Raw genomic sequence first — 23536 nt, 5'->3', positions numbered from 1 at the left:
TACGCTGGATCAGTCGTTGCCGCCACCACGAAGGGACGCCTCGGTGCCCGAGAACGCCGACCTCCAGTCCGTGCTCGACCGCGCCGCCCAGGGTGGCCGCGTCACTCCCGAAGAAGCGCTCGACCTCTACCGTTCCGCACCCCTGCACGCGCTGGGCAGCGCCGCCGACGCGGTGCGGCGCAGGCGCTACGCGGGTACGGAGCACATCGCGACGTACATCATCGAGCGGAACATCAACTACACCAACTCCTGCGTCACCGCCTGCAAGTTCTGCGCGTTCTACGCCTCGCCGAAGAGCGACAAGGTGTGGACCCGGGACCTGGACGACATCCTGCGGCGCTGCGCCGAGACGGTGGAGCTGGGCGGCACCCAGATCATGTTCCAGGGCGGGCACCACCCGGACTTCGGCGTGGAGTACTACGAGGAGCACTTCGCCGCGATCAAGAAGGCGTTCCCGCAGCTGGTGATCCACTCCCTGGGCGCGTCCGAGGTGGAGCACATGGCGCGCATCTCGGAGGTGACGCCCGAGGAGGCGATCCGGCGCATCCACGCCGCCGGGCTGGACTCGTTCGCGGGTGCGGGCGCGGAGCTGCTTCCCGAGCGCCCCCGGAACGCGATCGCGCCGCTCAAGGAGTCCGGCGAGCGCTGGCTGGAGATCATGGAGACGGCGCACGGGCTCGGCGTCGAGTCCACGTCCACCATGCTGATGGGCACCGGCGAGACCAACGCCGAACGGATCGAGCACCTCCGCATGATCCGGGACGTGCAGGACCGTACGGGCGGCTTCCGCGCCTTCATCCCGTACACCTACCAGCCGGAGAACAACACGCTGAAGGGCCAGACGCAGGCCACCCTGTTCGAGTATCTGCGGCTGATCGCCGTCGCCCGGCTGTTCCTCGACAACGTCGCCCACATCCAGGGCTCCTGGCTGACCGTCGGCAAGGAGGTCGGCCAGCTGTCGCTGCACTACGGCGCGGACGACCTCGGCTCGGTGATGCTGGAGGAGAACGTCGTCTCCTCGGCCGGCGCGAAGCACCGCTCCAACCGCATGGAGCTGATCGACCTCATCCGCAAGGCGGGCCGGGTCCCGGCGCAGCGTGCGACGACGTACGAGCACCTGGTCGTCCACGACGACCCGGCGAACGACCCCGTCGACGACAAGGTCGTCTCGCACCTGTCGTCCACGGCGATCGAGGGCGGCACCGCGCACCCGGAGCTGAAGCTCGTCGACGCGGGCTGAGCGCGTACGGGCGGTGCGGCTGAGTGCGTACGGGCGGGGCGCGCGTACGGCTTCCGCGCGCCCGGTGAACAATGGGGTGCGTGACCCGCGCATCCCTGGACAAGCAGCCGCACGAAGTCGCCGCGATGTTCGACGACGTCGCCGCGCGCTACGACCTGACCAACGACGTGCTGTCCCTCGGGCAGGCGCGCCTCTGGCGCCGGGCGGTGGCTCGCGCCGTCGACGCGCGACCCGGTGAACGGGTGCTCGACCTGGCGGCCGGTACGGCGACCTCGTCGCTGCCGTTCGCCGAGGCGGGCGCGTTCACGGTGCCGTGCGACTTCTCGCTCGGCATGCTCGCGGAGGGCAAGCGGCGGCACCCGTGGATGCCGTTCACGGCGGGCGACGCGACGCGGCTGCCGTTCCGCGAAGGCGCGTTCGACGCCGTGACCATCAGCTTCGGGCTGCGCAACGTACACGACACGGACGCCGCCCTCGCCGAGCTGCTGCGGGTGACCGCGCCGGGCGGGCGCGTCGTCATCTGCGAGTTCAGCCACCCCACTTGGGCGCCGTTCCGCACCGTCTACACCGAGTATCTGATGCGCGCGCTGCCGCCCGTGGCCGACAAGGTGTCGAGCAGCCCCGACGCGTACGTGTACCTGGCCGAGTCCATCCGCGCCTGGCCCGACCAGCCCGCGCTCGCGCGCCGGCTCCAGCAGGCGGGCTGGGCGAAGGTGGCCTGGCGCAACCTCTCCGGCGGCATCGTCGCCCTGCACCGCGGCACCCGCCCGAAGGACTGACGGCGGCGCCGCGCGACCGCTACGGCGGCACCGGTGCCGTCGCCGCGCGACGACTCCCGGGCGCCCCGCGGCGCGAGCGCCACCCGCCGCCCTCATAGACTGTGCTTGTCCAGTGCACGGGCCATGGGGTCTCTCCCCCGCTCGAAGAGCCAGCGTGGGGTCTCCCCAGCTCGAAGAGCGAGGCGAAGGGCCGGCCGGCACGCGCCACCGAGTCTTGCAGGAGACCGACGTGACCGAGCCCTTGTCGAAGGTACCGTCCGAGCAGCGCGCCGACGTGATCGTCGTCGGCGCCGGACCGGCCGGTTCCACCACCGCGTACCACCTTGCCCGCGCCGGACTCGACGTCCTCCTCCTGGAGAAGACGTCCTTCCCGCGCGAGAAGGTCTGCGGCGACGGCCTCACGCCCCGCGCCACCAAGCAGCTCGTCGGGATGGGCATCGACATCTCCGAAGAGGCGGGCTGGCTCCGCAACAAGGGCCTGCGCATCATCGGCGGTGGCCAGCGCCTCCAGCTGGACTGGCCCGAGCTGTCCAGCTATCCGGACTACGGCCTCGTACGCAAGCGCGACGACTTCGACGAACAGCTCGCCCGCCAGGCCGAGAAGGCCGGAGCCCGCCTCTACGAGCGGTGCAACGTCGGCGACCCGGTGCTGGACGACCGTACGGGCCGCATCGTCGGCGTCGAGGCGAAGCTGGGCGAGGCGGGGACCGCCGCGAAGGACAAGACGGCGGTCACGTTCCGGGCGCCGCTCGTCGTCGCAGCGGACGGCAACTCCACGCGCCTGTCCCTGAAGATGGGCCTCCACCGGCGCGAGGACCGCCCGATGGGCGTCGCCGTCCGTACGTACTTCACCTCGCCCCGGCACGACGACGACTACCTCGAGTCCTGGCTGGAGCTGTGGGACCGGCGCGGCCCGCAGGACCGGCTGCTGCCCGGCTACGGCTGGATCTTCGGCATGGGCGACGGCACCTCCAACGTCGGGCTGGGCGTGCTCAACACCTCCTCCGCGTTCAAGGACCTCGACTGGCGGGAGATCCTCAAGGCGTGGTGCGCCTCGATGCCGGAGGACTGGGGCTACACCCCGGACAACCAGCAGGGCCCCATCCGCGGCGCCGCACTCCCCATGGCGTTCAACCGGCAGCCGCACTACACCCGCGGGCTGCTGCTGGTGGGCGACGCGGGCGGGCTGGTCAACCCGTTCAACGGCGAGGGCATCGCGTACGCCATGGAGTCCGGCCAGATGGCCGCCGAGGTCATCGCCCAGGCCCAGGCCCGCCAGACCCCCGCCCAACGCGAACTGGCCCTGCGCAGCTACCCCAAGGCCCTCAAGGACACCTACGGCGGCTACTACACGCTGGGCCGCGCCTTCGTGAAGCTCATCGGCAACCCGAAGGTCATGAAGCTGGCCGCGGAACGCGGCCTGAGCCACCCGATGCTGATGCGCTTCACCCTGAAGATGCTCGCGAACCTGACGGACCCGGTGGGCGGCGACAGCATGGACCGGATCATCAACGGCCTGTCGAAGGTGGCCCCGAAGGCGTAGCGCCCGACTCCGCTGAGACGGTCCCGTCCCGGCCGGTCTGAGCCGCGGCGGCTACGTGGAGAACGCCCCTGTACGTCCCTGTACGTCCCTGTACGGCCCGTGTGCGGGCCGTACAGGTGCTTCTTGCCGTCCTTGGCGACCGCGGTCAGATCGACGCACCAGTCCTGCTTCCCGGTCTCGCGGTCGACGTTGACGGGCCTGCGCCGACACCAGTTCAGGGTCGTCGACGTGGGTGCGCACCTTTCCGTCCAGGCCGACGGCGGAGATCGTGCCGTGCTTCAGCCGTCAGGGCCCTTGGCGCCGATGACGCCCGGCGTCGGCTGGCTGCCCTGGCCTGTCCGGTGCTGGTCAGAGCCGGAGCCGGAAGCGGAGTCGTTCATGGCGAATGCCGTACCGGTGGCCACGACGGCGACGAGAGCGGCGACCGCGACGGCGATCTGGAGCTTCTTCTTCAGTGTCCTCGTTTCTCAGGAAGGCAGCGGGTGTTGCGCGTGCCGGAATGAGGCATGCGTGTACCGCGGTGAGTTGAAGGCGTGAAATTCATCCGGCGGGCAGGCAGGCAGGCGTGCGTGACGAGGCGGCGCTGCCCGCGGCGGCCATACGGGCGGATCAGGCGCGTACGGAAGGAACGGCGCCTGCGGGGCCGTCGGCGTCGGCGTCCGCGTCCGCGTCGGCGTCCGCGTCCGTGTCGGTTTCGGTGGCCGCCGGGCTGTCCGCGGCGGGCTGAAGGTTCTGGGAGAGCAGCTGCAGTGCCGCCTGCGAGGCGGAGCCGGACGCGGCCGTCGTCACCACCAGCCGGATCCCCTGCGCCCGGGGCACCGGGAGCGAGTGCTGAAGGACATCCAGCTCACCGACCATGGGATGCCGCATCCGGTACTCGGCCGTGTCCCACGCGCGTACGCGGTGCTCGGCCCACAGCGTGGCGAACTGCGGGCTGCGCATGGTCAGCTCGCCGATGAGGGACGCCAGGTGCGGGTCGTCGGGGTATTCGCCGACCGCCTGCCGCAGCTTGCCCACGACGTCCCGTGCCTTCCTGGGCCAGTCCACGTACAGGTCCCGCGTGTGGGCGTCCAGGAACACCGGCCGGGCGGTGTAGGGACGCGTGGCCCCTGGGCCGGGCTGTCCGGAGCCGGGTGCCCGGCGAACAGCGCGTGCCCGGTGCGGTTCCACGCCAGGACGTCCGAGCGGCGGCCGACGACGACCACGGGCGAGTCCCCGAAGGCGTCCATCAGTTGGCGGACCGCCCCGGTGAAGCGCACGGCGGGGAGCCTGCGGCGGCGCGGACGGGCATCACCGGACAGGGTGTGCAGGTGGCGCCGCTCCGCGGGGTCCAGCCGCAGGGCCGTGACGAGCGCGTCGAGGACCTGCGGCGAGGCGTTGAGCGACAGGCCCTGCTCCAGCCGGAAGTAGTAGGCGACGCTGACACCGGCCAGCTGGGCCAGTTCCTCGCGCCGCAGCCCCGGCACCCGAGCGGGCACCCCGTACGGGCGGACACGACGGAGCCGGCCGTCGGTGTACGACGGCCGGCTCCGGCTGCGTTGCTGGGTTCCTGCGGTGCTGCGTGCGGCCGGCGCGTGCCTCAGAGGGGTGTCAGAGGACGCGGGTCGCGGAGGTGGGCGGGTAGTCGGAGAGCGCCTGCTGCACAACGCCCTTGGACGGGTTCGCCGCGTCGATGTACTGGTCGTTACCGACGTACACGGCCACGTGGTACGCGCTGCCGGTGCCGCCCCAGAACAGGAGGTCGCCCGGCTGGGCTTCGCTGACCGAGATCGGGGTGCCGGTGGTGGACTGGTCCTGCGAGACGCGCGGCAGGTCGATGCCGACCTGCTTGAACGCGGCCTGGGTCAGCCCGGAGCAGTCGTAGGCGCTGGGACCGGTGGCCCCGGAGACGTACGCCTTGCCGAGCTGCGCCCGCAGGAAGCTGATCACCTCGGCGGCGCTGCCCGTCGCGGTGGACGGCGCGGAGGCCGTGTCCGGGGCTTCGGCGGCGCTCAGCGTGGTGCGTTCGGAGGCGCGGGACGCGCGCTCCTCGGCCTTCTCTGCGGCCGCGGCCCTGCGGGCCTCCTGTGCCTCGCGCTCGGCCTTGGCCTTGGCTTCCTTGGCCTTCTCCGCCGCCTTGCCGGCCGCGGTGTCCCTGGCCTCGTCCAGCTCGTACTGGAGGGCCGACATCGCGAGCGAGTCGGCGGTCCGCTGCGCCGTTTCGGGCAGGTCCGCGGAGAGGGCGGGCATTTCTGCTGTCGTCTCGGCGGGCGAGCTCTTCTCGCCGGCCGAGTGGTCGCCGGACGACGCCGATGCTGCACCGGTCGTCACCGCGATCGTGCCGAGGACGCCACCGGCAACTCCGGCGCGCAGCGCCAGGTTCTTCCTGGACCGGGCGCGGGGCTTCCGGTGGCTGGGTATGTGAGCGGTCTGGGACATGGGTACTGGCTATCAGGGGTTCCGGGGTGCCTTCAATAAGAGTGGGATGCGCCACATTGGGGCCGTGGAAGGCGAGTTGAACGCTTCTGGATCTCTATCCGGGACTTCCGCGCGGGACGTCAATGCCCAACTACGCGCCTGTGTCCTGGCAGTTGTCCAGTAAGACCGAATTGCTCTCTCGGCTTATCACGCTCGTATAACGGGCGCAAAGAAGTCAGCGACTGCCGCGAGTTCGCGTGGTGCAGGTCACGGAGCATGTCCGAACTGCCCCTGTAAATCACCTACTCGGGAAGATAAGCCGCATCCTGCCTTGTGCGGGCGTTCACGACCTTCGGTCCCGTGGCGCGTTCCCGTGCGTCGTGAGAACGCTCCCCGCTGTCGTGCCGCGGAGCGCGGGAGCGCCCCGGCGCGTGTGCGCGGCTAGCACTCGGAGTTGTCCAGCGCGAATTTGCCACCGCAGTTCTACCCTTGTTATTGGCGGACAGTCTTTGGCAGGTCATGACGGGTGCCGGATCACCTGTGGTGAAGAACTGAATGCTTTGCGTATGCAGATGGCTGAGCATCTTTCGTCATGATCATCTATCGGGTGGTGGAGATCACAAAGGTCGTTGTCGTACCCCGTGTCGCAGATCACAGAGCAGCGGGCATAGGATGCCTCCACCAGGGCTTGTGAACTGCCTCACATAGGAGCGATCTTCGTGGGAAACGGCACCGGCCCAGTGGTCAGCCGGAAGTCAGAGTCGATCCCCCTCGGCCTGGCGGCCTGGGAATTGCCCCAGCAGGGGTCGACTGGAAGGAGCGAGGAGCGGTGAACGCGTACGCGCCCATCCTTGTACTGGGGGGCATCGGAGCTGCCTTTGCCATCTTCTCCGTGATCGCGGCCTCGGTCATCGGCCCCAAGCGCTACAACCGGGCCAAGCTCGAGGCGTACGAGTGCGGAATCGAGCCCACGCCGCAGGCGAAGGGCGGCGGGCGCTTCCCCATCAAGTACTACCTGACGGCGATGCTCTTCATCGTCTTCGACATCGAAATCGTCTTCCTCTACCCGTGGGCGGTCTCCTTCGACGCCCTCGGGATCTTCGGGCTCGTGGAGATGCTGCTCTTCGTGCTCACCGTCTTCGTCGCCTATGCGTACGTGTGGCGGCGAGGCGGGCTGGAATGGGACTAGGTGCATAAGTAATGGGACTCGAAGAGAAACTGCCGAGCGGCTTCCTGCTGACCACCGTCGAGCAGGCCGCCGGCTGGGTGCGCAAGTCGTCGATGTTCCCGGCGACCTTCGGACTCGCCTGCTGCGCCATCGAGATGATGACGACGGGCGCCGGCCGGTACGACCTGGCCCGGTTCGGCATGGAGGTCTTCCGCGGCTCACCGCGCCAGGCGGACCTCATGATCGTGGCCGGCAGGGTCAGCCAGAAGATGGCCCCCGTGCTGCGACAGGTCTACGACCAGATGCCCAACCCCAAGTGGGTCATCTCGATGGGCGTCTGCGCCTCGTCCGGCGGGATGTTCAACAACTACGCGATCGTCCAGGGCGTCGACCACATCGTGCCCGTCGACATCTATCTCCCCGGCTGCCCGCCGCGTCCCGAGATGCTGCTCGACGCGATCCTCAAGCTGCACGAGCACGTCCAGGGCGAGAAGCTCGGCGTCAACCGTGAGCAGGCGGCCCGAGAGGCGGAGGAAGCCGCGAAGAACGCGCTCCCGACGATCGAGATGAAGGGGCTGCTGCGGTGACTGAGAACAACGGTGTCAACCCCGACCAGGACCTGAACGCCGAGAACCTCCCCGGTCACCGCGGTGAGGGCGGCGAGGTCATCGGCGTGCGCCGCGGCATGTTCGGCGCCAACGCGGGCGCCGACACCTCCGGTTACGGCGGCCTCGTCCGCACCGTACGGCTGCCCGGCGGCACCCAGCGCCCGTACGGGCCGGGCCCGGAGGCGGGCTGGTTCGACGAGGTGGCCGACGAGCTGGAGGGCGCGCTCGAGGAGCAGGACCTGCTGCCCGAGAACGTGATCACCAAGACGGTGGTCGACGTCGGCGAGCTCACCTTCCACATCGAACGGGAGCACCTGCCCCGGGTCGCCCGCACCCTGCGCGACGACCCCGCGCTGCGGTTCGAGATGTGCACCGGCGTGAGCGCCGTCCACTTCCCCGAGGACCGCGGGCGCGAGCTGCACGCCGTCTACCACCTGCGTTCGCTCACCCACAACCGGTTGATCCGGCTCGAGGTCACGGCTCCCGACGCGGACCCGCACATCCCGTCGATCGTCGACGTCTACCCGACGAACGACTGGCACGAGCGCGAGACGTACGACTTCTTCGGCCTGATCTTCGACGGGCATCCCGCCCTGACGCGGATCATGATGCCCGACGACTGGCAGGGCTTCCCGCAGCGCAAGGACTACCCGCTCGGCGGCATCCCCGTCGAGTACAAGGGCGCCCAGATCCCGGCTCCCGACCAGCGGAGGTCGTACAGCTGATGTCATCCTCAACGACGCATGCCACCGCGGGTATCCGCGAGACCACCGAGGGCACCGTCTACGACGTGACCGGTGGCGACTGGGACGAGATCGCCGCGGCCGCCGCCCAGAGCGACGACGAGCGCATCATCGTCAACATGGGCCCCCAGCACCCCTCCACGCACGGCGTGCTGCGGCTCATCCTGGAGATCGACGGCGAGACGGTCACCGAGGCCCGATGCGGCATCGGGTACCTGCACACCGGCATCGAGAAGAACCTCGAGTACCGCACGTGGACGCAGGGCACGACCTTCGTGACGCGCATGGACTACCTCACGCCGTTCTTCAACGAGGCGGCGTACTGCATGGCGGTCGAGAAGCTGCTGGGCATCGAGGACGAGATCCCGGACCGCGCGAACGTCATCCGCGTGCTGATGCAGGAGCTCAACAGGCTCTCGTCGCACCTGGTCTGCGTCGCCACCGGCGGCATGGAGCTCGGTGCCACGACCGTCATGATCTACGGCTTCCGCGACCGCGAACTGGTCCTGGACGTCTTCGAGCTGATCACCGGCCTCCGGATGAACCACGCGTACATCCGGCCCGGCGGCCTCTCCCAGGACCTGCCGCCCGGGACGGTGGACGCGCTGCGCGAGTTCGTCAAGAAGATGCGGAAGAACCTGCCGGAGTACGACAAGCTCGCCACCAACAACCCCACCTTCAAGGCGCGGCTGAAGGACATCGGCTACCTCGACCTGGCCGGCTGCATGGCACTCGGCGCCACGGGCCCGATCCTGCGCTCCGCCGGGCTGCCGCACGACCTGCGCAAGGTGCAGCCGTACAGCGGCTACGAGACGTACGACTTCGACGTGCCGACCGTGGACACCTGCGACTCGTACGGCCGGTTCCTGCTCCGCATCGAGGAGATGCGGCAGTCGCTGCGCATCATCGAGCAGTGCATCGACCGGCTGGAGCCGGGGCCCGTGATGGTCGGCGACAAGAAGATCGCCTGGCCCGCGCAGCTCGCGCTCGGCCCGGACGGGCTCGGGAACTCCCTCGACCACATCAAGAAGATCATGGGCACCTCCATGGAGGCCCTGATCCACCACTTCAAGCTGGTGACGGAGGGCTTCCGGGTGCCGCCGGGGCAGGCGTACGCGGCGGTGGAGTCCCCCAAGGGCGAGCTGGGCGTGCACGCCGTGAGCGACGGCGGCACCCGCCCGTACCGCGTGCACTTCCGCGACCCGTCGTTCACCAACCTCCAGTCGATGGCGGCGATGTGCGAGGGCGGCCAGGTGGCCGACGTCATCGTCGCCGTCGCGTCCCTCGACCCCGTGATGGGAGGCGTCGACCGATGACGGATGTGTCACTCGGCATGCCCGAGCTGCCTGCGCCCGACTACCCGTCGGACGTACGGGCGCGGCTGGAGGCCGACGCGAAGGAGATCATCGCGCGCTACCCGGACAGCCGCTCGGCGCTGCTGCCGATGCTGCACCTGGTGCAGTCCGAGGAAGGCCATGTCACCCGCACCGGGCAGAAGTTCTGCGCCGAGATGCTGGAGCTGGCCACGGCCGAGGTGAACGCGGTCGCGACGTTCTACAGCATGTACCGCCGCAAGCCGTCCGGTGACTACCAGGTCGGGGTGTGCACCAACACGCTCTGCGCCGTCCTGGGCGGCGACGCGATCTTCGAGGAGCTGCAGCGCCACCTCGGCGTCGGGAACAACGAGACGACCGACGACGGCAAGGTGACCGTCGAGCACATCGAGTGCAACGCCGCCTGCGACTTCGCGCCGGTGGTGATGGTCAACTGGGAGTTCTTCGACAACCAGACGCCGGACAGCGCCAAGGCCCTCGTCGACGACCTGCGGGCGGGCCGCGAGGTGCAGCCGACCCGCGGCGCCAAGCTCTGCACGTTCAAGGAGACGGCCCGCATCCTGGCCGGATTCCCGGACGAGCGGCCCGGTGCCACCGAGGCGACCGGGGGAGCGGGCCCGGCGTCGCTCGCCGGACTGCGGCTCGCGAAGGGCGACACGGCGGGCCGTGTCGTCTCCCCGCGCAGCGCGCAGCCGCCCTCGGGCGAGCGGCCCGCGACGACGCCCAGCTCGCACGACGCACCCCAGCAGAACGCGCCGGCCGACCCCGCGCACCCGTCCGGACCGGTCACCGAGGCCGACCCGGTCGCCGAGCGCCCGGCCACCGAGGAGGGCCAGTGATGACCGCCGAGTCTCCCGAGAAGCTGCTGACCCCGGTGCTCTCGGCGTTCTGGGACCAGCCCGACGCCTGGACGCTGGACACCTACCGCCGTTACGAGGGCTACGAGGGCCTGCGCAAGGCGCTCGCCATGCCGCCGGACGACGTCATCGCGTACGTGAAGGACGCGGGGCTGCGCGGCCGCGGCGGCGCCGGCTTCCCCACCGGCATGAAGTGGCAGTTCATCCCGCAGGGCGACGGGAAACCGCACTACCTCGTGGTGAACGCGGACGAGTCCGAGCCCGGCACCTGCAAGGACATTCCCCTCCTCTTCGCCAATCCGCACTCGCTGATCGAGGGCATCGTGATCGCCTGCCACGCGATCCGCTCCGACCACGCCTTCATCTACCTGCGCGGCGAGGTCGTACCCGTGCTGCGCCGTCTGCATCTGGCGGTGCGCGAGGCGTACGAGGCCGGATATCTCGGCAAGGACGCGCTCGGCCCCGGCAAGGACCTGGAGCTGACAGTGCACGCGGGCGCGGGTGCGTACATCTGCGGCGAGGAGACGGCGCTGCTCGACTCCCTCGAAGGACGCCGCGGCCAGCCCCGGCTGCGGCCCCCCTTCCCGGCGGTCGCGGGCCTTTACGCGTGCCCCACTGTGGTGAACAACGTCGAGTCCATCGCCTCGGTTCCCGCCCTGATGAACAAGGGCAAGGAATGGTTCAGGTCGATGGGCAGCGAGAAGTCCCCGGGCTTCACGCTCTACTCCCTGAGCGGCCACGTCGCGGGCCCCGGCCAGTACGAGGCCCCGCTCGGCATCACGCTGCGCCAGCTGCTGGACATGAGCGGCGGCATGCGGCCCGGGCACCGGCTCAAGTTCTGGACCCCGGGCGGCTCGTCGACGCCGATGCTCACCGAGGAGCACCTCGACGTGCCGCTGGACTACGAGGGCGTGGGCGAGGCCGGTTCGATGCTGGGCACCAAGGCGCTCCAGTGCTTCGACGAGACCACCTGCGTCGTACGCGCCGTGACGCGCTGGACCGAGTTCTACGCGCACGAGTCCTGCGGCAAGTGCACCCCGTGCCGCGAAGGGACGTACTGGCTCGTCCAGTTGCTCCGCGACATCGAGGCGGGCAAGGCCACGCTGTCGGACATCGACAAGATCGACGACATCGCCGACAACATCAACGGCAAGTCCTTCTGCGCGCTCGGTGACGGCGCCGCCTCCCCGATCTTCTCCTCGCTCAAATACTTCCGCGAGGAGTACGAGCAGCACGTCACCGGCCGTGGCTGCCCCTTCGACCCGGCCGCCTCCACGGTCTGGGCCGACGACAAGACCGCTCACCTGGAGGTGAATGCGTGACCGTGACGACCGACGCCAAGACCTCCGGTGGCGGGGAGGGCCCTCCGCCGGAGGATCTCGTCTCGCTGACCATCGACGGCGTACCGATCAGCGTGCCCAAGGGCACCCTCGTCATCCGCGCCGCCGAACAGCTCGGCATCGAGATCCCCCGCTTCTGCGACCACCCGCTGCTGGACCCCGCGGGTGCCTGCCGGCAGTGCATCGTCGAGGTCGAGGGCCAGCGCAAGCCGATGGCCTCGTGCACCATCACCTGCACCGACGGCATGGTGGTCAAGACGCAGCTCAGCTCGCCGGTGGCCGAGAAGGCACAGCGCGGTGTGATGGAGCTGCTGCTCATCAACCACCCGCTGGACTGCCCTGTCTGCGACAAGGGCGGCGAGTGCCCGCTGCAGAACCAGGCCATGTCCACCGGCTCCGCGGACTCCCGCTTCGAGGGCAAGAAGCGCACGTTCGAGAAGCCCGTGCCCATCTCCACGCAGGTGCTGCTGGACCGCGAACGCTGCGTGCTGTGCGCCCGCTGCACCCGGTTCTCCAACCAGATCGCGGGTGACCCGATGATCGAGCTGCTGGAACGCGGCGCGCTCCAGCAGGTCGGTACGGGAGAGGGCGACCCCTTCGAGTCGTACTTCTCCGGCAACACCATCCAGATCTGCCCCGTCGGCGCGCTCACTTCGGCGGCGTACCGCTTCCGCTCCCGCCCGTTCGACCTGGTGTCCTCACCGAGCGTCTGCGAGCACTGCGCGGGCGGCTGCGCGACCCGTACGGACCACCGCCGCGGCAAGGTCATGCGCCGGATGGCCGCCGAGGACCCGGAGGTCAACGAGGAGTGGCTGTGCGACAAGGGCCGCTTCGGCTTCCGCTACGCGCAGCGCCCGGACCGGCTGACCACCCCGCTCGTACGCGACCCCGACACCGGTGAACTGGCCCCGGCCAGCTGGCCGGAGGCGCTGGAGGCGGCGGCACGCGGACTGGCCGCGGCCCGCCGCGACGGCGGCGTCGGGGTGCTGACCGGCGGCAGGCTGACGTACGAGGACGCCTACGCGTACGCCAAGTTCGCGCGCGTCGCGCTCGGCACCAACGACATCGACTTCCGCGCGCGCGTACACACCGCCGAGGAAGCCGCGTTCCTCGCCGCTCGCGTCGCGGGGCGGGGCCGGGACCTGGACGGCAGCGGGCTCACGTACACCACGCTGGAGCAGGCGCCGGCCGTACTGCTGGCGGGCTTCGAGTCCGAGGAGGAGGCGCCCGGCGTCTTCCTCCGGCTGCGCAAGGCGCACCGCAAGCACGGGCAGCGCACGTTCGCGCTGGCCACGCACGCCACCCGCGGGCTGGAGAAGGCCGGCGGCACGCTGCTGCCCGCCGCGCCTGGCACCGAGACGGAGTGGCTGGACGCGCTGTCCGGCGGCGTCGGGCTCGACGCGGCCGGCGAACGGGCCGCGGAGGCGCTCCGTACGGACGGCGCGGTGATCGTCGTAGGGGAGCGGCTGGCGGCCGCACCGGGCGCGCTCACCGCGGCCGTACGGGCGGCCACCGCCACCGGGGCACAGCTCGTGTGGATTCCCCGCAGGGCGGGCGAACGCGGCGCCATCGAGGCGGGCGCACTCGCCGGGCTGCTGCCCGGCGGACGCCCCGCGTCCGACGCGCGCGCACGCGACGAGGTCGCCCGGGCCTGGGGCCTGCCCCGGCTCCCGGAGGAGCGGGGACGCGACACCGCCGGGATCGTCGAGGCCGCGGCCGCCGGCGAGTTGGCCGGACTGGTCGTCGGCGGCGTCGAGGTGGCCGACCTGCCCGACCCCGCCCGCGCCGCCGAGGCGCTGGCCGAGGTCGGCTTCCTGGTCAGCCTGGAACAGCGGCCCTCCGAGGTGACGGAGCAGGCGGACGTGGTCCTCCCGGTCGCGGCCGTCGTCGAGAAGACCGGCACGTTCCTCAACTGGGAAGGCCGCGCACGCCTTTTCGACGCCGCGCTGAAGCCCGACCAGATGACCCGCCGCCACGTACAGCCCGACGGCCGGGTGCTGCACATGCTGGCCGACGCGCTGGACGAGCCCATGGCGCTCCCCGACGTCCGCGCCGCCCGCCGCGAGCTGGAACGCCTCGGCGGCTGGAACGGCCCGCAGCCGGAGCCGCCGCAGGAGCGGTCCCGCCCGCTGCCGCAGCCCGGCAAGGGCGAGGCGGTGCTCGCGGGCCACCGGCTGCTGCTCGACCAGGGCCGCCTGCAGGAGGGCGACGAGGCGCTGGCCGGCACGCGGCACGCCGCGGTCGTACGGGTCTCTCCGCGCACCGCGGAGGAGGCCGGCGTCAAGGACGGCGAACTGGTCCAGGTCACCGGCCCCGCCGGGCACGTACGGCTCCCGCTGATGGTCACCGACCCGATGCCGGAGCACGTCGTCTGGCTCCCGCTCAACTCCACCGGCGGCGGCGCCCAGCGGGACCTGGGCGCGCTGCCGGGTGCGTTGGTCAAGGTCACGCCCGTGCCCTCGGGCACGCCCGTCCCGAAGGAGGTGGACGCGTGATGCACGGCTACGCGCACGTGGTCGCGGCCGAGGACATGACGGCCTTCGGCACCGACCCCTGGTGGCTGATCGGGATCAAGGCGGTCTTCTGCTTCGCCTTCCTGATGCTGACCGTGCTCCTCTGCATCGTGCTGGAGCGCAAGGTCGTCGCCTGGATGCAGCTGCGCATCGGACCCAACCGGCACGGGCCCTGGGGCATGCTCCAGTCCCTCGCCGACGGTGTGAAGCTGATGCTCAAGGAAGACATCGTGGTGAAGGGCGCCGACAAGGCGGTCTACATCCTGGCGCCGATCGTCGGCACCATCCCCGCCTTCATGGCCATCGCCGTGATCCCCTTCGGGCCGCCCGGCAACGAGGTGTCGATCTTCGGCACCCGCACCGCCATGCAGCTGACCGACCTGCCGGTGGCGGTGCTCTACATCCTCGCCACCTCCTCCATCGCCGCGTACGGCGTGGTGCTGGCGGGCTGGTCGTCCAACTCGACGTACCCGCTGCTCGGCGGCGTACGGGCGACAGCCCAGGTGATCAGCTACGAGGTCGCCATGGGCCTCAGCTTCGCCGCCGTGTTCCTCTACTCCGGGTCGATGTCCACCTCGGCGATCGTCGCGGAGCAGGACGACCGGTGGTTCGCGGTGCTGCTGCCGGTCTCGTTCCTGATCTATCTGGTGTCGATGGTCGGTGAGGCGCACCGGGCGCCGTTCGACATGCCGGAGTCCGAGGGCGACCTGGTCGGCGGCTTCAACACCGAGTACTCGTCGATCAAGTTCGCGCTGTTCATGCTCACCGAGTACGTCCACATGGTCACGGTGTCCGCCCTCGCGGTCACCCTGTTCCTGGGCGGCTGGCGCGCGCCGGCACCGATCTCCACGTACTGGGAGGGCGCGAACCACGGCTGGTGGCCGATGCTGTGGTTCATCGCCAAGATGCTGGTGCTGCTGTTCGGCTTCGTCTGGATCCGGGCGGCGCTGCCGCGCGTGCGCTACGACCAGTTCATGAAGCTCGGCTGGAAGGTCCTCATCCCCGTCTCGATGGTGTGGCTGATGCTGGTCGCCGCCGTACGGGCGATGCGGAACGAGAACTACTCATTCGCCGACATCATCTACTGGGTCGCCGGCGCCGTGATCATCGTGCTGCTGCTGTCGTTCCTGGTCGACATCTTCCGCGAACGCGGCGAGAAGGCGCGCCAGGCCGAGGAGGAGAAGCAGCAGGCCGAGTCGGGCGGCGTGCCGTTCGACCCGATGGCGGGCGGCTATCCGGTGCCCCCGCTGCCCGGCCAGGCGCTGCCGCCCACACCGCGGCGGCCCTCCCGGGCGGAGCGGGACCGCGAACTGGTCGGCACGGCGGCGGAGCCGGCGGAACCCGCCGGACCGTCCGAGAGCAACACAGCGACCTCCCAAGGAAGGGGGAGCGACGATGCCTGAAAACCCCCTGGGCGGCTTCGGCGTGACCTTCAAGGCCATGTTCAAGAAGCGGCTGACCGAGCAGTACCCGGAGTACAAGAAGCCGACGGCGCCCCGCTTCCACGGGCGCCACCAGCTGAACCGGCACCCGGACGGGCTGGAGAAGTGCATCGGCTGCGAGCTGTGCGCCTGGGCCTGTCCGGCGGACGCGATCTACGTCGAGGGCGCGGACAACACCGAGGAGGAGCGCTACTCCCCGGGCGAGCGCTACGGCCGCGTCTACCAGATCAACTACCTGCGCTGCATCCTGTGCGGCCTGTGCGTCGAGGCGTGCCCGACCCGCGCGCTGACCATGACCAACGAGTACGAACTCGCCGACTCCTCCCGCGCGTCGCTCATCTACACCAAGGAGGAGCTGCTCGCGGGCCTCGATGAGGGCATGGTCGACTCGCCGCACGCGATCTTTCCGGGGATGACCGAGAAGGACTACTACAGCGGCCTGGTCACCGAGGCCGCCCCCGGCACCGTGCAGCAGGAGCCGCACTCCAAGAACAAGCTGAACGAGCCCCCGCAGCCCGCGGAGACCACCTTCGGGCCCGACGAGCCGGCGGCCGCGGAGGCGGTGAGGGAGAAGTGAGCGCCACTCTGGCGGCCACCACCACCTCCAGCGGCGAGGCCGTGCAGTTCTGGGTGCTCGGCACCGTGGCGGTCCTCGGCGCGCTCGGCACCGTACTGATGAAGCGGGCCGTGCACTCCGCGCTCTGCCTCGCCGGCACCATGATCATCCTGGCGGTCTTCTACCTCGCCAACGGCGCGTACTTCCTGGGCATGGTCCAGGTCGTGGTCTACACGGGCGCCGTGATGATGCTCTTCCTCTTCGTGCTGATGCTCGTCGGCGTCACCGCCAGCGACACGCTCAAGGAGACCATCAAGGGCCAGCGCTGGCTGGCCCTCGTCTGCGGCCTCGGCTTCGGCGTGCTGCTCATCGGCGGCCTCGGCAACGCGTCGATCAGCACGTTCAACGGGCTGGAGGAGGCCAACTCCGAAGGCAACGTGCACGGGCTGGCCCGGCTGATCTTCACCAAGTACGTCTTCGCCTTCGAGATCACCGGCGCCCTCCTGGTCACCGCCGCCGTCGCCGCCATGGTGCTCACGCACCGCGAGCGTACGGAGCGCAGGTCGACGCAGCGCGAGATGGCCGAGGAGCGCGTACGCGAGAACCGCCAGGTGCCGCCGCTGCCCGCGCCCGGTGTCTACGCACGCCACAACGCCGTGGACATCCCGGGCCTGCTGCCCGACGGCAGCCCCTCCGAGCTCACCGTCAACCCGACCCTGCGCGGCCGTGGCCAGGTGCGGGACGTCTCCACCGAGGCGCTCGCCGAACTGGCGGCGCTGGAGCAGCGTACGGAGGAGTACCTGGAGCGGGGCGAGGATCCCGAAGCGGCCGACGCCGACCGCGACCGCGACCCCGACCCTGACCCCGGCACCGACCGTGACGACGACGGGTCCGGCGACAGGGAGAAGGAGAAGGCCAAGTGAATCCGGTCAACTACCTCTATCTCTCGGCGCTGTTGTTCACCATCGGCGCCGCCGGGGTGCTGATCAGGCGGAACGCGATCGTCGTCTTCATGTGCGTCGAGCTGATGCTGAACGCCAGCAACCTCGCGCTGGTCACCTTCTCCCGGCTGCACGGCAATCTCGACGGCCAGATCATGGCGTTCTTCACCATGGTCGTCGCCGCCGCCGAGGTCGTGGTCGGCCTGGCGATCATCGTGACGCTCTTCCGCTCCCGCCACTCGGCCTCGGTCGACGACGCCAGCCTGATGAAGCTGTAAGGAGTACGGACCAGTGGAATCACTCATCGGGCTGCTCGTCGGAGCACCGCTCCTCGGCGCGGCCGTCCTGCTGTGCGGAGGCCGCAGGCTCGACCGTACGGGGCACTGGCTCGGCACGCTGCTGGCCGCCGCCTCGTTCGTGATCGGGCTGCTGCTCTTCGCGGACATGCTCGGCCAGGACGCCGAGCACCGCTCCATGCACCAGCACCTGTTCAGCTGGATCCCGGTCGCCGACTTCCAGGCGGACGTGGCGTTCCAACTCGACCAGCTGTCCATGACGTTCGTGCTGCTGATCACCGGAGTCGGCACGCTGATCCACCTCTACTCCGTGGGCTACATGGAGCACGACGAGCGGCGGCGGCGCTTCTTCGGCTATCTCAACCTGTTCCTGGCGGCGATGCTGCTGCTCGTCCTCGCCGACAACTTCCTGCTGCTGTACGTCGGCTGGGAGGGCGTGGGCCTCGCCTCGTACCTGCTCATCGGCTTCTGGCAGCACAAGCCGAGCGCGGCGACAGCGGCGAAGAAGGCGTTCCTGGTCAACCGGGTCGGCGACGTCGGTCTGTCGATCGCCATCATGCTGATGTTCACCACGTTCGGCACCTTCGCCTTCGAGGGCGTCTTCGAGGCGACCGGCGAGACCAGCGAGGGCAAGCTCACGGCCATCGGGCTGATGCTGCTGCTCGCCGCCTGCGGCAAGTCCGCGCAGGTGCCGCTCCAGTCGTGGCTCGGCGACGCGATGGAGGGCCCGACCCCGGTCTCCGCGCTGATCCACGCCGCGACGATGGTGACCGCGGGCGTGTACCTCATCACCCGCTCCGGCGAGATCTTCAACGCCGCCCCCGACGCGCAGCTCGCCGTCGTCACGGTCGGCGCGGTCACGCTCCTCTTCGGTGCGATCGTCGGTTGCGCCAAGGACGACATCAAGAAGGCCCTCGCGGGCTCGACGATGTCGCAGATCGGCTACATGATGCTGGCGGCCGGACTCGGCCCCATCGGCTACGCGTTCGCCATCATGCACCTGGTCACGCACGGCTTCTTCAAGGCGGGCCTCTTCCTCGGCGCCGGTTCCGTGATGCACGGGATGAACGACGAGGTGGACATGCGGAAGTACGGCGGGCTGCGGAAGTACATGCCCGTCACCTTCGTCACGTTCGGCCTCGGCTACCTCGCGATCATCGGCTTCCCAGGCCTGTCCGGGTTCTTCTCCAAGGACCAGATCATCGAGGCGGCCTTCGCCAAGGGCGGCACCCAGGGCTGGATCCTCGGCAGCTGCGCGCTGCTGGGCGCGGCCATCACCGCGTACTACATGACGCGGGTCATGGCGCTCACCTTCTTCGGTGAGAAGCGCTGGGACCCGGAGAAGACGCACCCGCACGAGTCGCCGAAGACGATGACGATCCCGATGATCGCGCTGGCCTTCGGATCGGTGTTCGCGGGCGGCTACTTCAAGCTGAACGAGAACTTCGTGCACTGGCTCGAACCAGTCACCGAGTTCGAGCACGGGCACCCGCCCATGTCGGCGTCGACCGTCACGGCGGCCACCGTCGTCGCGCTGCTCGTCGGTGTCGGTGCGGCCTGGCTCCAGTACGGGCGCCGGCCGGTGCCCGTGGTCGCGCCGCGCGGCAGCCTGCTGACCCGCGCGGCACGGCGCGACCTGCTCCAGGACGACCTGAACCATGTCGCTCTGGTGAAGCCCGGCGAGTACCTCACGCGCGGGCTGGTCTACCTCGACCACAAGCTGGTCGACGGGGTCGTCAACGGTACGGCCGCCTCGTTCGGCGGGCTGTCCGGGCGGGTCCGGCGGGTCCAGAACGGTTTCGTCCGCTCGTACGCGGTCTCGATGTTCGGGGGTGCGGCGGTGCTCGTCGCCGCGACCCTGCTGATGAGGGCGGTCTGAGATGTCATTTCCCCTGCTGACGGTCACCGCAGTGGTCCCGGCGGCCGGTGCGATCGCCACCGCCGCCGTGCCCGCCGCGCGCCGCGTGGCGGCCAAGTGGCTGGCGCTGTCCGTCTCCCTGGTGACGGTCGTGCTGGCGGCGGTCGTGCTCGTACGCTTCGACCCGGGCGGCGACCGCTACCAGCTCACCGAATCCCGGCCCTGGATCGCGGACTTCGGCGTCCGCTACGAACTGGGCGTGGACGGCATCGGCGCCGTCCTGATGGCGCTGACCGCGTTGCTGGTCCCGTTCATCATCCTCGCGGGCTGGCATGACGCAGATGAGCCAGCCGCGGAGGAGGGCGGCGACAAGCCGGGCCGCCGCTGGCGCCCCACCCAGGGCTTCTTCGCGCTGATCCTGGCCGTCGAGGCGATGGTGATCATCTCCTTCCTGGCCACGGACGTCTTCCTCTTCTACATCTTCTTCGAAGCCATGCTCATCCCGATGTACTTCCTCATCGGCGGCTTCGGCGACCGTGCCCACGAGCACGGCGAGGAGGAGGCGTCGCGCCAGCGGTCGTACGCCGCGGTGAAGTTCCTGCTCTACAACCTGGCCGGCGGCCTCATCATGCTGGCCGCCGTGATTGGCCTGTACGCGGTCACCGCCGACCAGCTCGGCGAGGGCACGTTCTCGCTCCAGGCGATCACGGAGGCGCGTGCCAACGGCGACCTGGACATGGCCACCAACACCGAACGGCTGCTGTTCCTCGGCTTCTTCTTCGCCTTCGCCGTCAAGGCGCCGCTGTGGCCGCTGCACACGTGGCTGCCCAACGCGATGGGGGAGTCCACCGCGCCGGTGGCCGTCCTGATCACCGCGGTCGTCGACAAGGTCGGCACGTTCGCGATGCTCCGCTTCTGCCTCGGGCTGTTCCCGGAGGCGAGCGAGTGGGCGACCCCGGTGGTGCTGGTGCTGGCACTGATCAGCATCATCTACGGCGCCCTGCTCGCCGTCGGTCAGCGCGACATCAAGCGGCTGATCGCGTACGCCTCGATCTCCCATTTCGGGTTCATCATCCTCGGCGTCTTCGCCATGACCTCGCAGGGCCAGGGCGGCGCCACGCTCTACATGGTGAACCACGGGCTGTCCACGGCCGCGCTGATGCTCGTCGCCGGCTTCCTCATCTCCCGGCGCGGCTCGCGGCTCATCGCGGATTACGGCGGGGTGCAGAAGGTCGCGCCGGTCCTGGCGGGCACGTTCCTGATCGGCGGTCTGGCGACGCTGTCGCTGCCCGGACTGGCGCCGTTCATCAGCGAGTTCCTGGTGCTGGTCGGCACGTTCAGCCGGTACCCGGTGATCGGGATCATCGCCGCCGCGACCATCGTGCTGGCCGCGCTGTACGTCCTCGTCCTCTACCAGCGGACGATGACCGGCCCGGTCAAGGACGGCGTACGGGGCATGCCGGACCTGCGCGTCCGCGAACTCGCGGTGGTGACCCCGCTGATCGCCCTGCTCATCTTCCTCGGCGTCTTCCCGAAGCCGCTGACGGACATCGTCAACCCTGCGGTCGAGCACTCGCTCTCCGATGTGGAGAAGCACGATCCTGCCCCTGATGTGGAGGCGGCCAAGTGAGCACCACGCAATCTCTCCACAACCTGTGGACGACGGCAGCGGCGGAGCCGGAGAAGATCCCGGGCCCGCACATCGAGTACGCCCAGCTGTCGCCGACGCTGATCGTGCTCGGCGCCGCCCTGGTCGGCATCCTGATCGAGGCGTTTCTGCCGCGGCGCAGCCGCTACACCGCGCAGCTCCTGGTCGCCGTACTGGCGCTGGCGTCCGCGTTCGCCGCGGTTGTCGGGCTGGGCGTAGCCGGGTACGGCACGTCCAAGGCGCAGATCGCCGCCATGGGCGCCATCGCGGTGGACGGCCCGGCGCTGTTCCTCCAGGGCACGATCCTGCTGGTGGGCCTGATCGCGATCTTCACGTTCGCGGAACGGCGGCTCGACCCCGTGACGCACGGCAACCGCGTCGACTCCTTCGCGGCGCAGGCCGCGGCCACCCCGGGCGGGCAGGCCGAACGGGACGCCGTACGCGCCGGGTTCACCACCACCGAGGTCTTCCCGATCGCGCTGTTCGCGATCGGCGGCATGCTGGTCTTCCCGGCCGCCAACGACCTGCTGACCCTCTTCATCGCGCTGGAGGTCTTCTCCCTCCCGCTGTACATCCTGTGCGCGCTGGCCCGCCGCAACCGCCTGATGTCGCAGGAAGCGGCGGTGAAGTACTTCCTGTTGGGCGCGTTCTCCTCCGCGTTCCTGCTGTTCGGCATCGCCCTGCTGTACGGCTACGCGGGCGCCGTCGACTACTCGGGCATCGCCCGCGTCGTCAGCAACGCCGATGCGGCCACCGATCCGGCCCTGGCCGGGACCATGGGCAACGACGCGCTGCTGCTCATCGGCGGCGCGATGGTGCTGATGGGCATGTTGTTCAAGGTCGGCGCCGTGCCGTTCCACATGTGGACCCCGGACGTCTACCAGGGCGCCCCCACCCCGGTCACCGGCTTCATGGCGGCTGCCACCAAGGTGGCGGCGTTCGGCGCGCTGCTGCGGCTGCTGTACGTCGTCCTGCCGGGCCTGCGCTGGGACTGGGAGCCCGTCATGTGGGGCGTCGCGGTCGTCACCATGCTCGGCGGCGCGATCGTCGCGATCACGCAGACCGACATCAAGCGCCTGCTGGCGTACTCCTCCATCGCGCACGCAGGCTTCATCCTGGCCGGTGTCATCGCGACCTCGGAGGACGGCGTCTCGTCGGTCCTCTTCTACCTGGCCGCGTACTCGTTCGTCACGCTGGGCGCCTTCGCGGTCGTCACCCTCGTACGGGACGCGGGCGGCGAGGCCACGCACCTGTCCAAGTGGGCGGGGCTGGGCCGGCGTTCGCCGCTGGTCGCGGCGGTCTTCGCGGTGTTCCTGCTGGCGTTCGCGGGCATTCCGCTGACGTCCGGCTTCGCCGGGAAGTTCGCGGTGTTCAAGGCGGCGGCGGAGAGCGGCGCGGGCGCCCTGGTGGTGGTCGGCGTGGTCTCCTCCGCCATCGCGGCGTTCTTCTACGTCCGGGTGATCGTGCTCATGTTCTTCCAGGAGCCGAAGGCGGACGGGCCCAGCGTGGCCGTCCCCAGCCCGCTGACGGTGACGGCCATCGGCATCGGCGTCGCGGTCACCCTGGTGCTGGGTGTGGCGCCGCAGTACTTCCTGGACCTGGCGGGCGACGCGGGGGTCTTCGTACGCTGAGCCGCCGCACGCTCGTAGCCGCACACAGCACAGACCGCCGCCCGGCGCCTCGGATGAGGCGCCGGGCGGCGGTCTGCCGCGGCCGTGCTGTCCGTACGGCCGCTTCCGTTACGGCAGGTCGTCCGCGCCGGGCGGACCGTTCGGGTCCGGGAGGTCCTGCGGGTCGGTCTTGCTCTTCGTGAACGTGCTCGACTGGCCGCTGTCCCACGCGACCGTCAGCTTCTCGCCGTCGAAGCTCTTGAAGGTGCCCTTGGCGTAATCCGTGCTGCCGTCCGCGCACTTCAGGTCCAGGGTCGCCGGCTGGGTGCTGTCCACCACTTCGCCCGAGCACGCGAACTTGCCGGTGACCAGGGCCTTCTGCTCGGCCACGACGAGGATGAGCGCGCTGCTGCCGGCGCCCTCCGTCGTCCAGCCGCCCTGGATGTCCATGGCCTTGACCTCGGTGCCGGCTTCCTCCTCCGGCGCGTTCTCCTCGCCGCCCTTGTCCTGGCTCTCCGATGCCTCGGACTCCTTCGAGGACGAGTCGCCGCCGTCGTCGCTTCCGCAGCCCGCGATCAGCAACGTGGCCGCCAGCGCCGCGGCGGCCACCCCCGAGATTCGTTTTGACGCGCGCACTTGTGGCACTCCTCCGTAGGTGTGCGG

General features: G+C 70.0%; 20 protein-coding genes and 1 pseudogene. 17 read left to right on the top strand and 4 right to left on the bottom strand.

Annotation, left to right across the window (positions count from 1 at the left end):
* The first annotated feature begins 43 nt into the window (after window positions 1–43).
* The 3 genes from mqnC (at window position 44) to DVA86_RS10660 (ending at window position 3562) form a co-directional block, all read left to right on the top strand.
* A complete protein-coding gene (gene mqnC / locus DVA86_RS10670) occupies window positions 44–1240 on the top strand; it encodes a cyclic dehypoxanthinyl futalosine synthase (RefSeq protein ID WP_208877674.1) in 1197 nt (398 codons plus the stop codon).
* An 80-nt stretch (window positions 1241–1320) separates the two neighbouring features.
* The gene (locus DVA86_RS10665) at window positions 1321–2019 is read left to right on the top strand and encodes a demethylmenaquinone methyltransferase (RefSeq protein WP_208877673.1); all 699 of its coding nucleotides are present in this window, start codon (window positions 1321–1323) and stop codon (window positions 2017–2019) included.
* Between the two features lie 229 nt (window positions 2020–2248).
* Complete coding sequence (locus DVA86_RS10660; protein WP_222623311.1) at window positions 2249–3562, top strand: geranylgeranyl reductase family protein; 1314 nt, start codon at window positions 2249–2251, stop codon at window positions 3560–3562.
* A gap of 609 nt (window positions 3563–4171) precedes the next feature.
* On the opposite strand, the gene DVA86_RS36090 is transcribed toward DVA86_RS10660, so the two are convergent.
* The 3 genes and pseudogenes from DVA86_RS36090 to DVA86_RS10650 form a co-directional block, all read right to left on the bottom strand.
* A complete protein-coding gene (locus tag DVA86_RS36090) occupies window positions 4172–4642 on the bottom strand; it encodes an MmyB family transcriptional regulator (RefSeq protein WP_342776349.1) in 471 nt (156 codons plus the stop codon).
* A gap of 101 nt (window positions 4643–4743) precedes the next feature.
* A pseudogene (locus DVA86_RS36085) lies at window positions 4744–5028 on the bottom strand (helix-turn-helix domain-containing protein); the annotation flags it as partial.
* 124 nt (window positions 5029–5152) lie between these two features.
* Entirely contained in the window at window positions 5153–5980 is an 828-nt protein-coding gene (locus DVA86_RS10650) for a C40 family peptidase (RefSeq protein WP_208877671.1), read from the bottom strand.
* An 808-nt stretch (window positions 5981–6788) separates the two neighbouring features.
* Between DVA86_RS10650 and DVA86_RS10645 the strand changes: the two genes are divergently transcribed.
* Genes DVA86_RS10645 through nuoN form a run of 14 tightly spaced genes read left to right on the top strand, consistent with a single transcriptional unit; the run spans window position 6789 to window position 22894 of the window.
* Complete coding sequence (locus tag DVA86_RS10645; protein ID WP_208877670.1) at window positions 6789–7148, top strand: NADH-quinone oxidoreductase subunit A; 360 nt, start codon at window positions 6789–6791, stop codon at window positions 7146–7148.
* Window positions 7149–7159: 11 nt separating this feature from the next.
* Complete coding sequence (locus DVA86_RS10640; protein ID WP_208877669.1) at window positions 7160–7714, top strand: NuoB/complex I 20 kDa subunit family protein; 555 nt, start codon at window positions 7160–7162, stop codon at window positions 7712–7714.
* On the top strand, window positions 7711–8460 hold the full coding sequence (locus tag DVA86_RS10635; protein WP_208877668.1) for an NADH-quinone oxidoreductase subunit C: 750 nt from the start codon (window positions 7711–7713) through the stop codon (window positions 8458–8460). The genes DVA86_RS10640 and DVA86_RS10635 overlap by 4 nt, the downstream gene beginning before the upstream one ends.
* Window positions 8460–9794, top strand: a complete 1335-nt coding sequence (locus DVA86_RS10630) for an NADH-quinone oxidoreductase subunit D (protein WP_208877666.1) — start codon at window positions 8460–8462, stop codon at window positions 9792–9794. Before DVA86_RS10635 ends, DVA86_RS10630 begins: the two co-directional genes overlap by 1 nt.
* Window positions 9791–10651, top strand: coding sequence for an NADH-quinone oxidoreductase subunit NuoE (nuoE, locus tag DVA86_RS10625; protein WP_208877665.1), 861 nt, complete (start codon window positions 9791–9793; stop codon window positions 10649–10651). The genes DVA86_RS10630 and nuoE overlap by 4 nt, the downstream gene beginning before the upstream one ends.
* Window positions 10651–11991 (top strand): NADH-quinone oxidoreductase subunit NuoF, encoded by a 1341-nt coding sequence (gene nuoF, locus DVA86_RS10620; protein ID WP_208877664.1) that lies wholly within the window; start codon window positions 10651–10653, stop codon window positions 11989–11991. Before nuoE ends, nuoF begins: the two co-directional genes overlap by 1 nt.
* Window positions 11988–14504, top strand: a complete 2517-nt coding sequence (locus DVA86_RS10615; RefSeq protein ID WP_208877663.1) for an NADH-quinone oxidoreductase subunit G — start codon at window positions 11988–11990, stop codon at window positions 14502–14504. Before nuoF ends, DVA86_RS10615 begins: the two co-directional genes overlap by 4 nt.
* Window positions 14504–15925 (top strand): NADH-quinone oxidoreductase subunit NuoH, encoded by a 1422-nt coding sequence (nuoH, locus tag DVA86_RS10610; RefSeq protein ID WP_208884585.1) that lies wholly within the window; start codon window positions 14504–14506, stop codon window positions 15923–15925. Before DVA86_RS10615 ends, nuoH begins: the two co-directional genes overlap by 1 nt.
* On the top strand, window positions 15918–16541 hold the full coding sequence (nuoI, locus tag DVA86_RS10605) for an NADH-quinone oxidoreductase subunit NuoI (protein WP_208877662.1): 624 nt from the start codon (window positions 15918–15920) through the stop codon (window positions 16539–16541). The genes nuoH and nuoI overlap by 8 nt, the downstream gene beginning before the upstream one ends.
* The gene (locus tag DVA86_RS10600; RefSeq protein ID WP_208877661.1) at window positions 16538–17443 is read left to right on the top strand and encodes an NADH-quinone oxidoreductase subunit J; all 906 of its coding nucleotides are present in this window, start codon (window positions 16538–16540) and stop codon (window positions 17441–17443) included. The genes nuoI and DVA86_RS10600 overlap by 4 nt, the downstream gene beginning before the upstream one ends.
* Window positions 17440–17739, top strand: coding sequence for an NADH-quinone oxidoreductase subunit NuoK (gene nuoK / locus DVA86_RS10595; RefSeq protein WP_208877660.1), 300 nt, complete (start codon window positions 17440–17442; stop codon window positions 17737–17739). Before DVA86_RS10600 ends, nuoK begins: the two co-directional genes overlap by 4 nt.
* Before the next feature lie 13 nt (window positions 17740–17752).
* Complete coding sequence (gene nuoL, locus DVA86_RS10590) at window positions 17753–19636, top strand: NADH-quinone oxidoreductase subunit L (protein WP_208877659.1); 1884 nt, start codon at window positions 17753–17755, stop codon at window positions 19634–19636.
* Between the two features lies 1 nt (window position 19637).
* Entirely contained in the window at window positions 19638–21245 is a 1608-nt protein-coding gene (locus DVA86_RS10585) for an NADH-quinone oxidoreductase subunit M (RefSeq protein WP_208877658.1), read from the top strand.
* Window positions 21242–22894: an NADH-quinone oxidoreductase subunit NuoN gene (gene nuoN / locus DVA86_RS10580; protein WP_208877657.1), complete on the top strand. Its 1653-nt coding sequence runs from the start codon at window positions 21242–21244 to the stop codon at window positions 22892–22894. Before DVA86_RS10585 ends, nuoN begins: the two co-directional genes overlap by 4 nt.
* Before the next feature lie 108 nt (window positions 22895–23002).
* Here nuoN and DVA86_RS10575 read toward each other — a convergent pair whose 3' ends face one another.
* Window positions 23003–23509 carry a hypothetical protein gene (locus DVA86_RS10575; RefSeq protein WP_208877655.1) on the bottom strand — a complete coding sequence of 169 codons (507 nt, stop codon included), beginning with the start codon at window positions 23507–23509 and terminating at the stop codon, window positions 23003–23005.
* Window positions 23510–23536: the final 27 nt, after the last annotated feature.

The organism is Streptomyces armeniacus (assembly GCF_003355155.1).
Taxonomy (GTDB): Bacteria; Actinomycetota; Actinomycetes; order Streptomycetales; family Streptomycetaceae; genus Streptomyces; species Streptomyces armeniacus.
The sequence above is the reverse complement of the archived record's forward strand: the minus strand, read 5'-3'. Positions and strand labels throughout refer to the sequence as shown.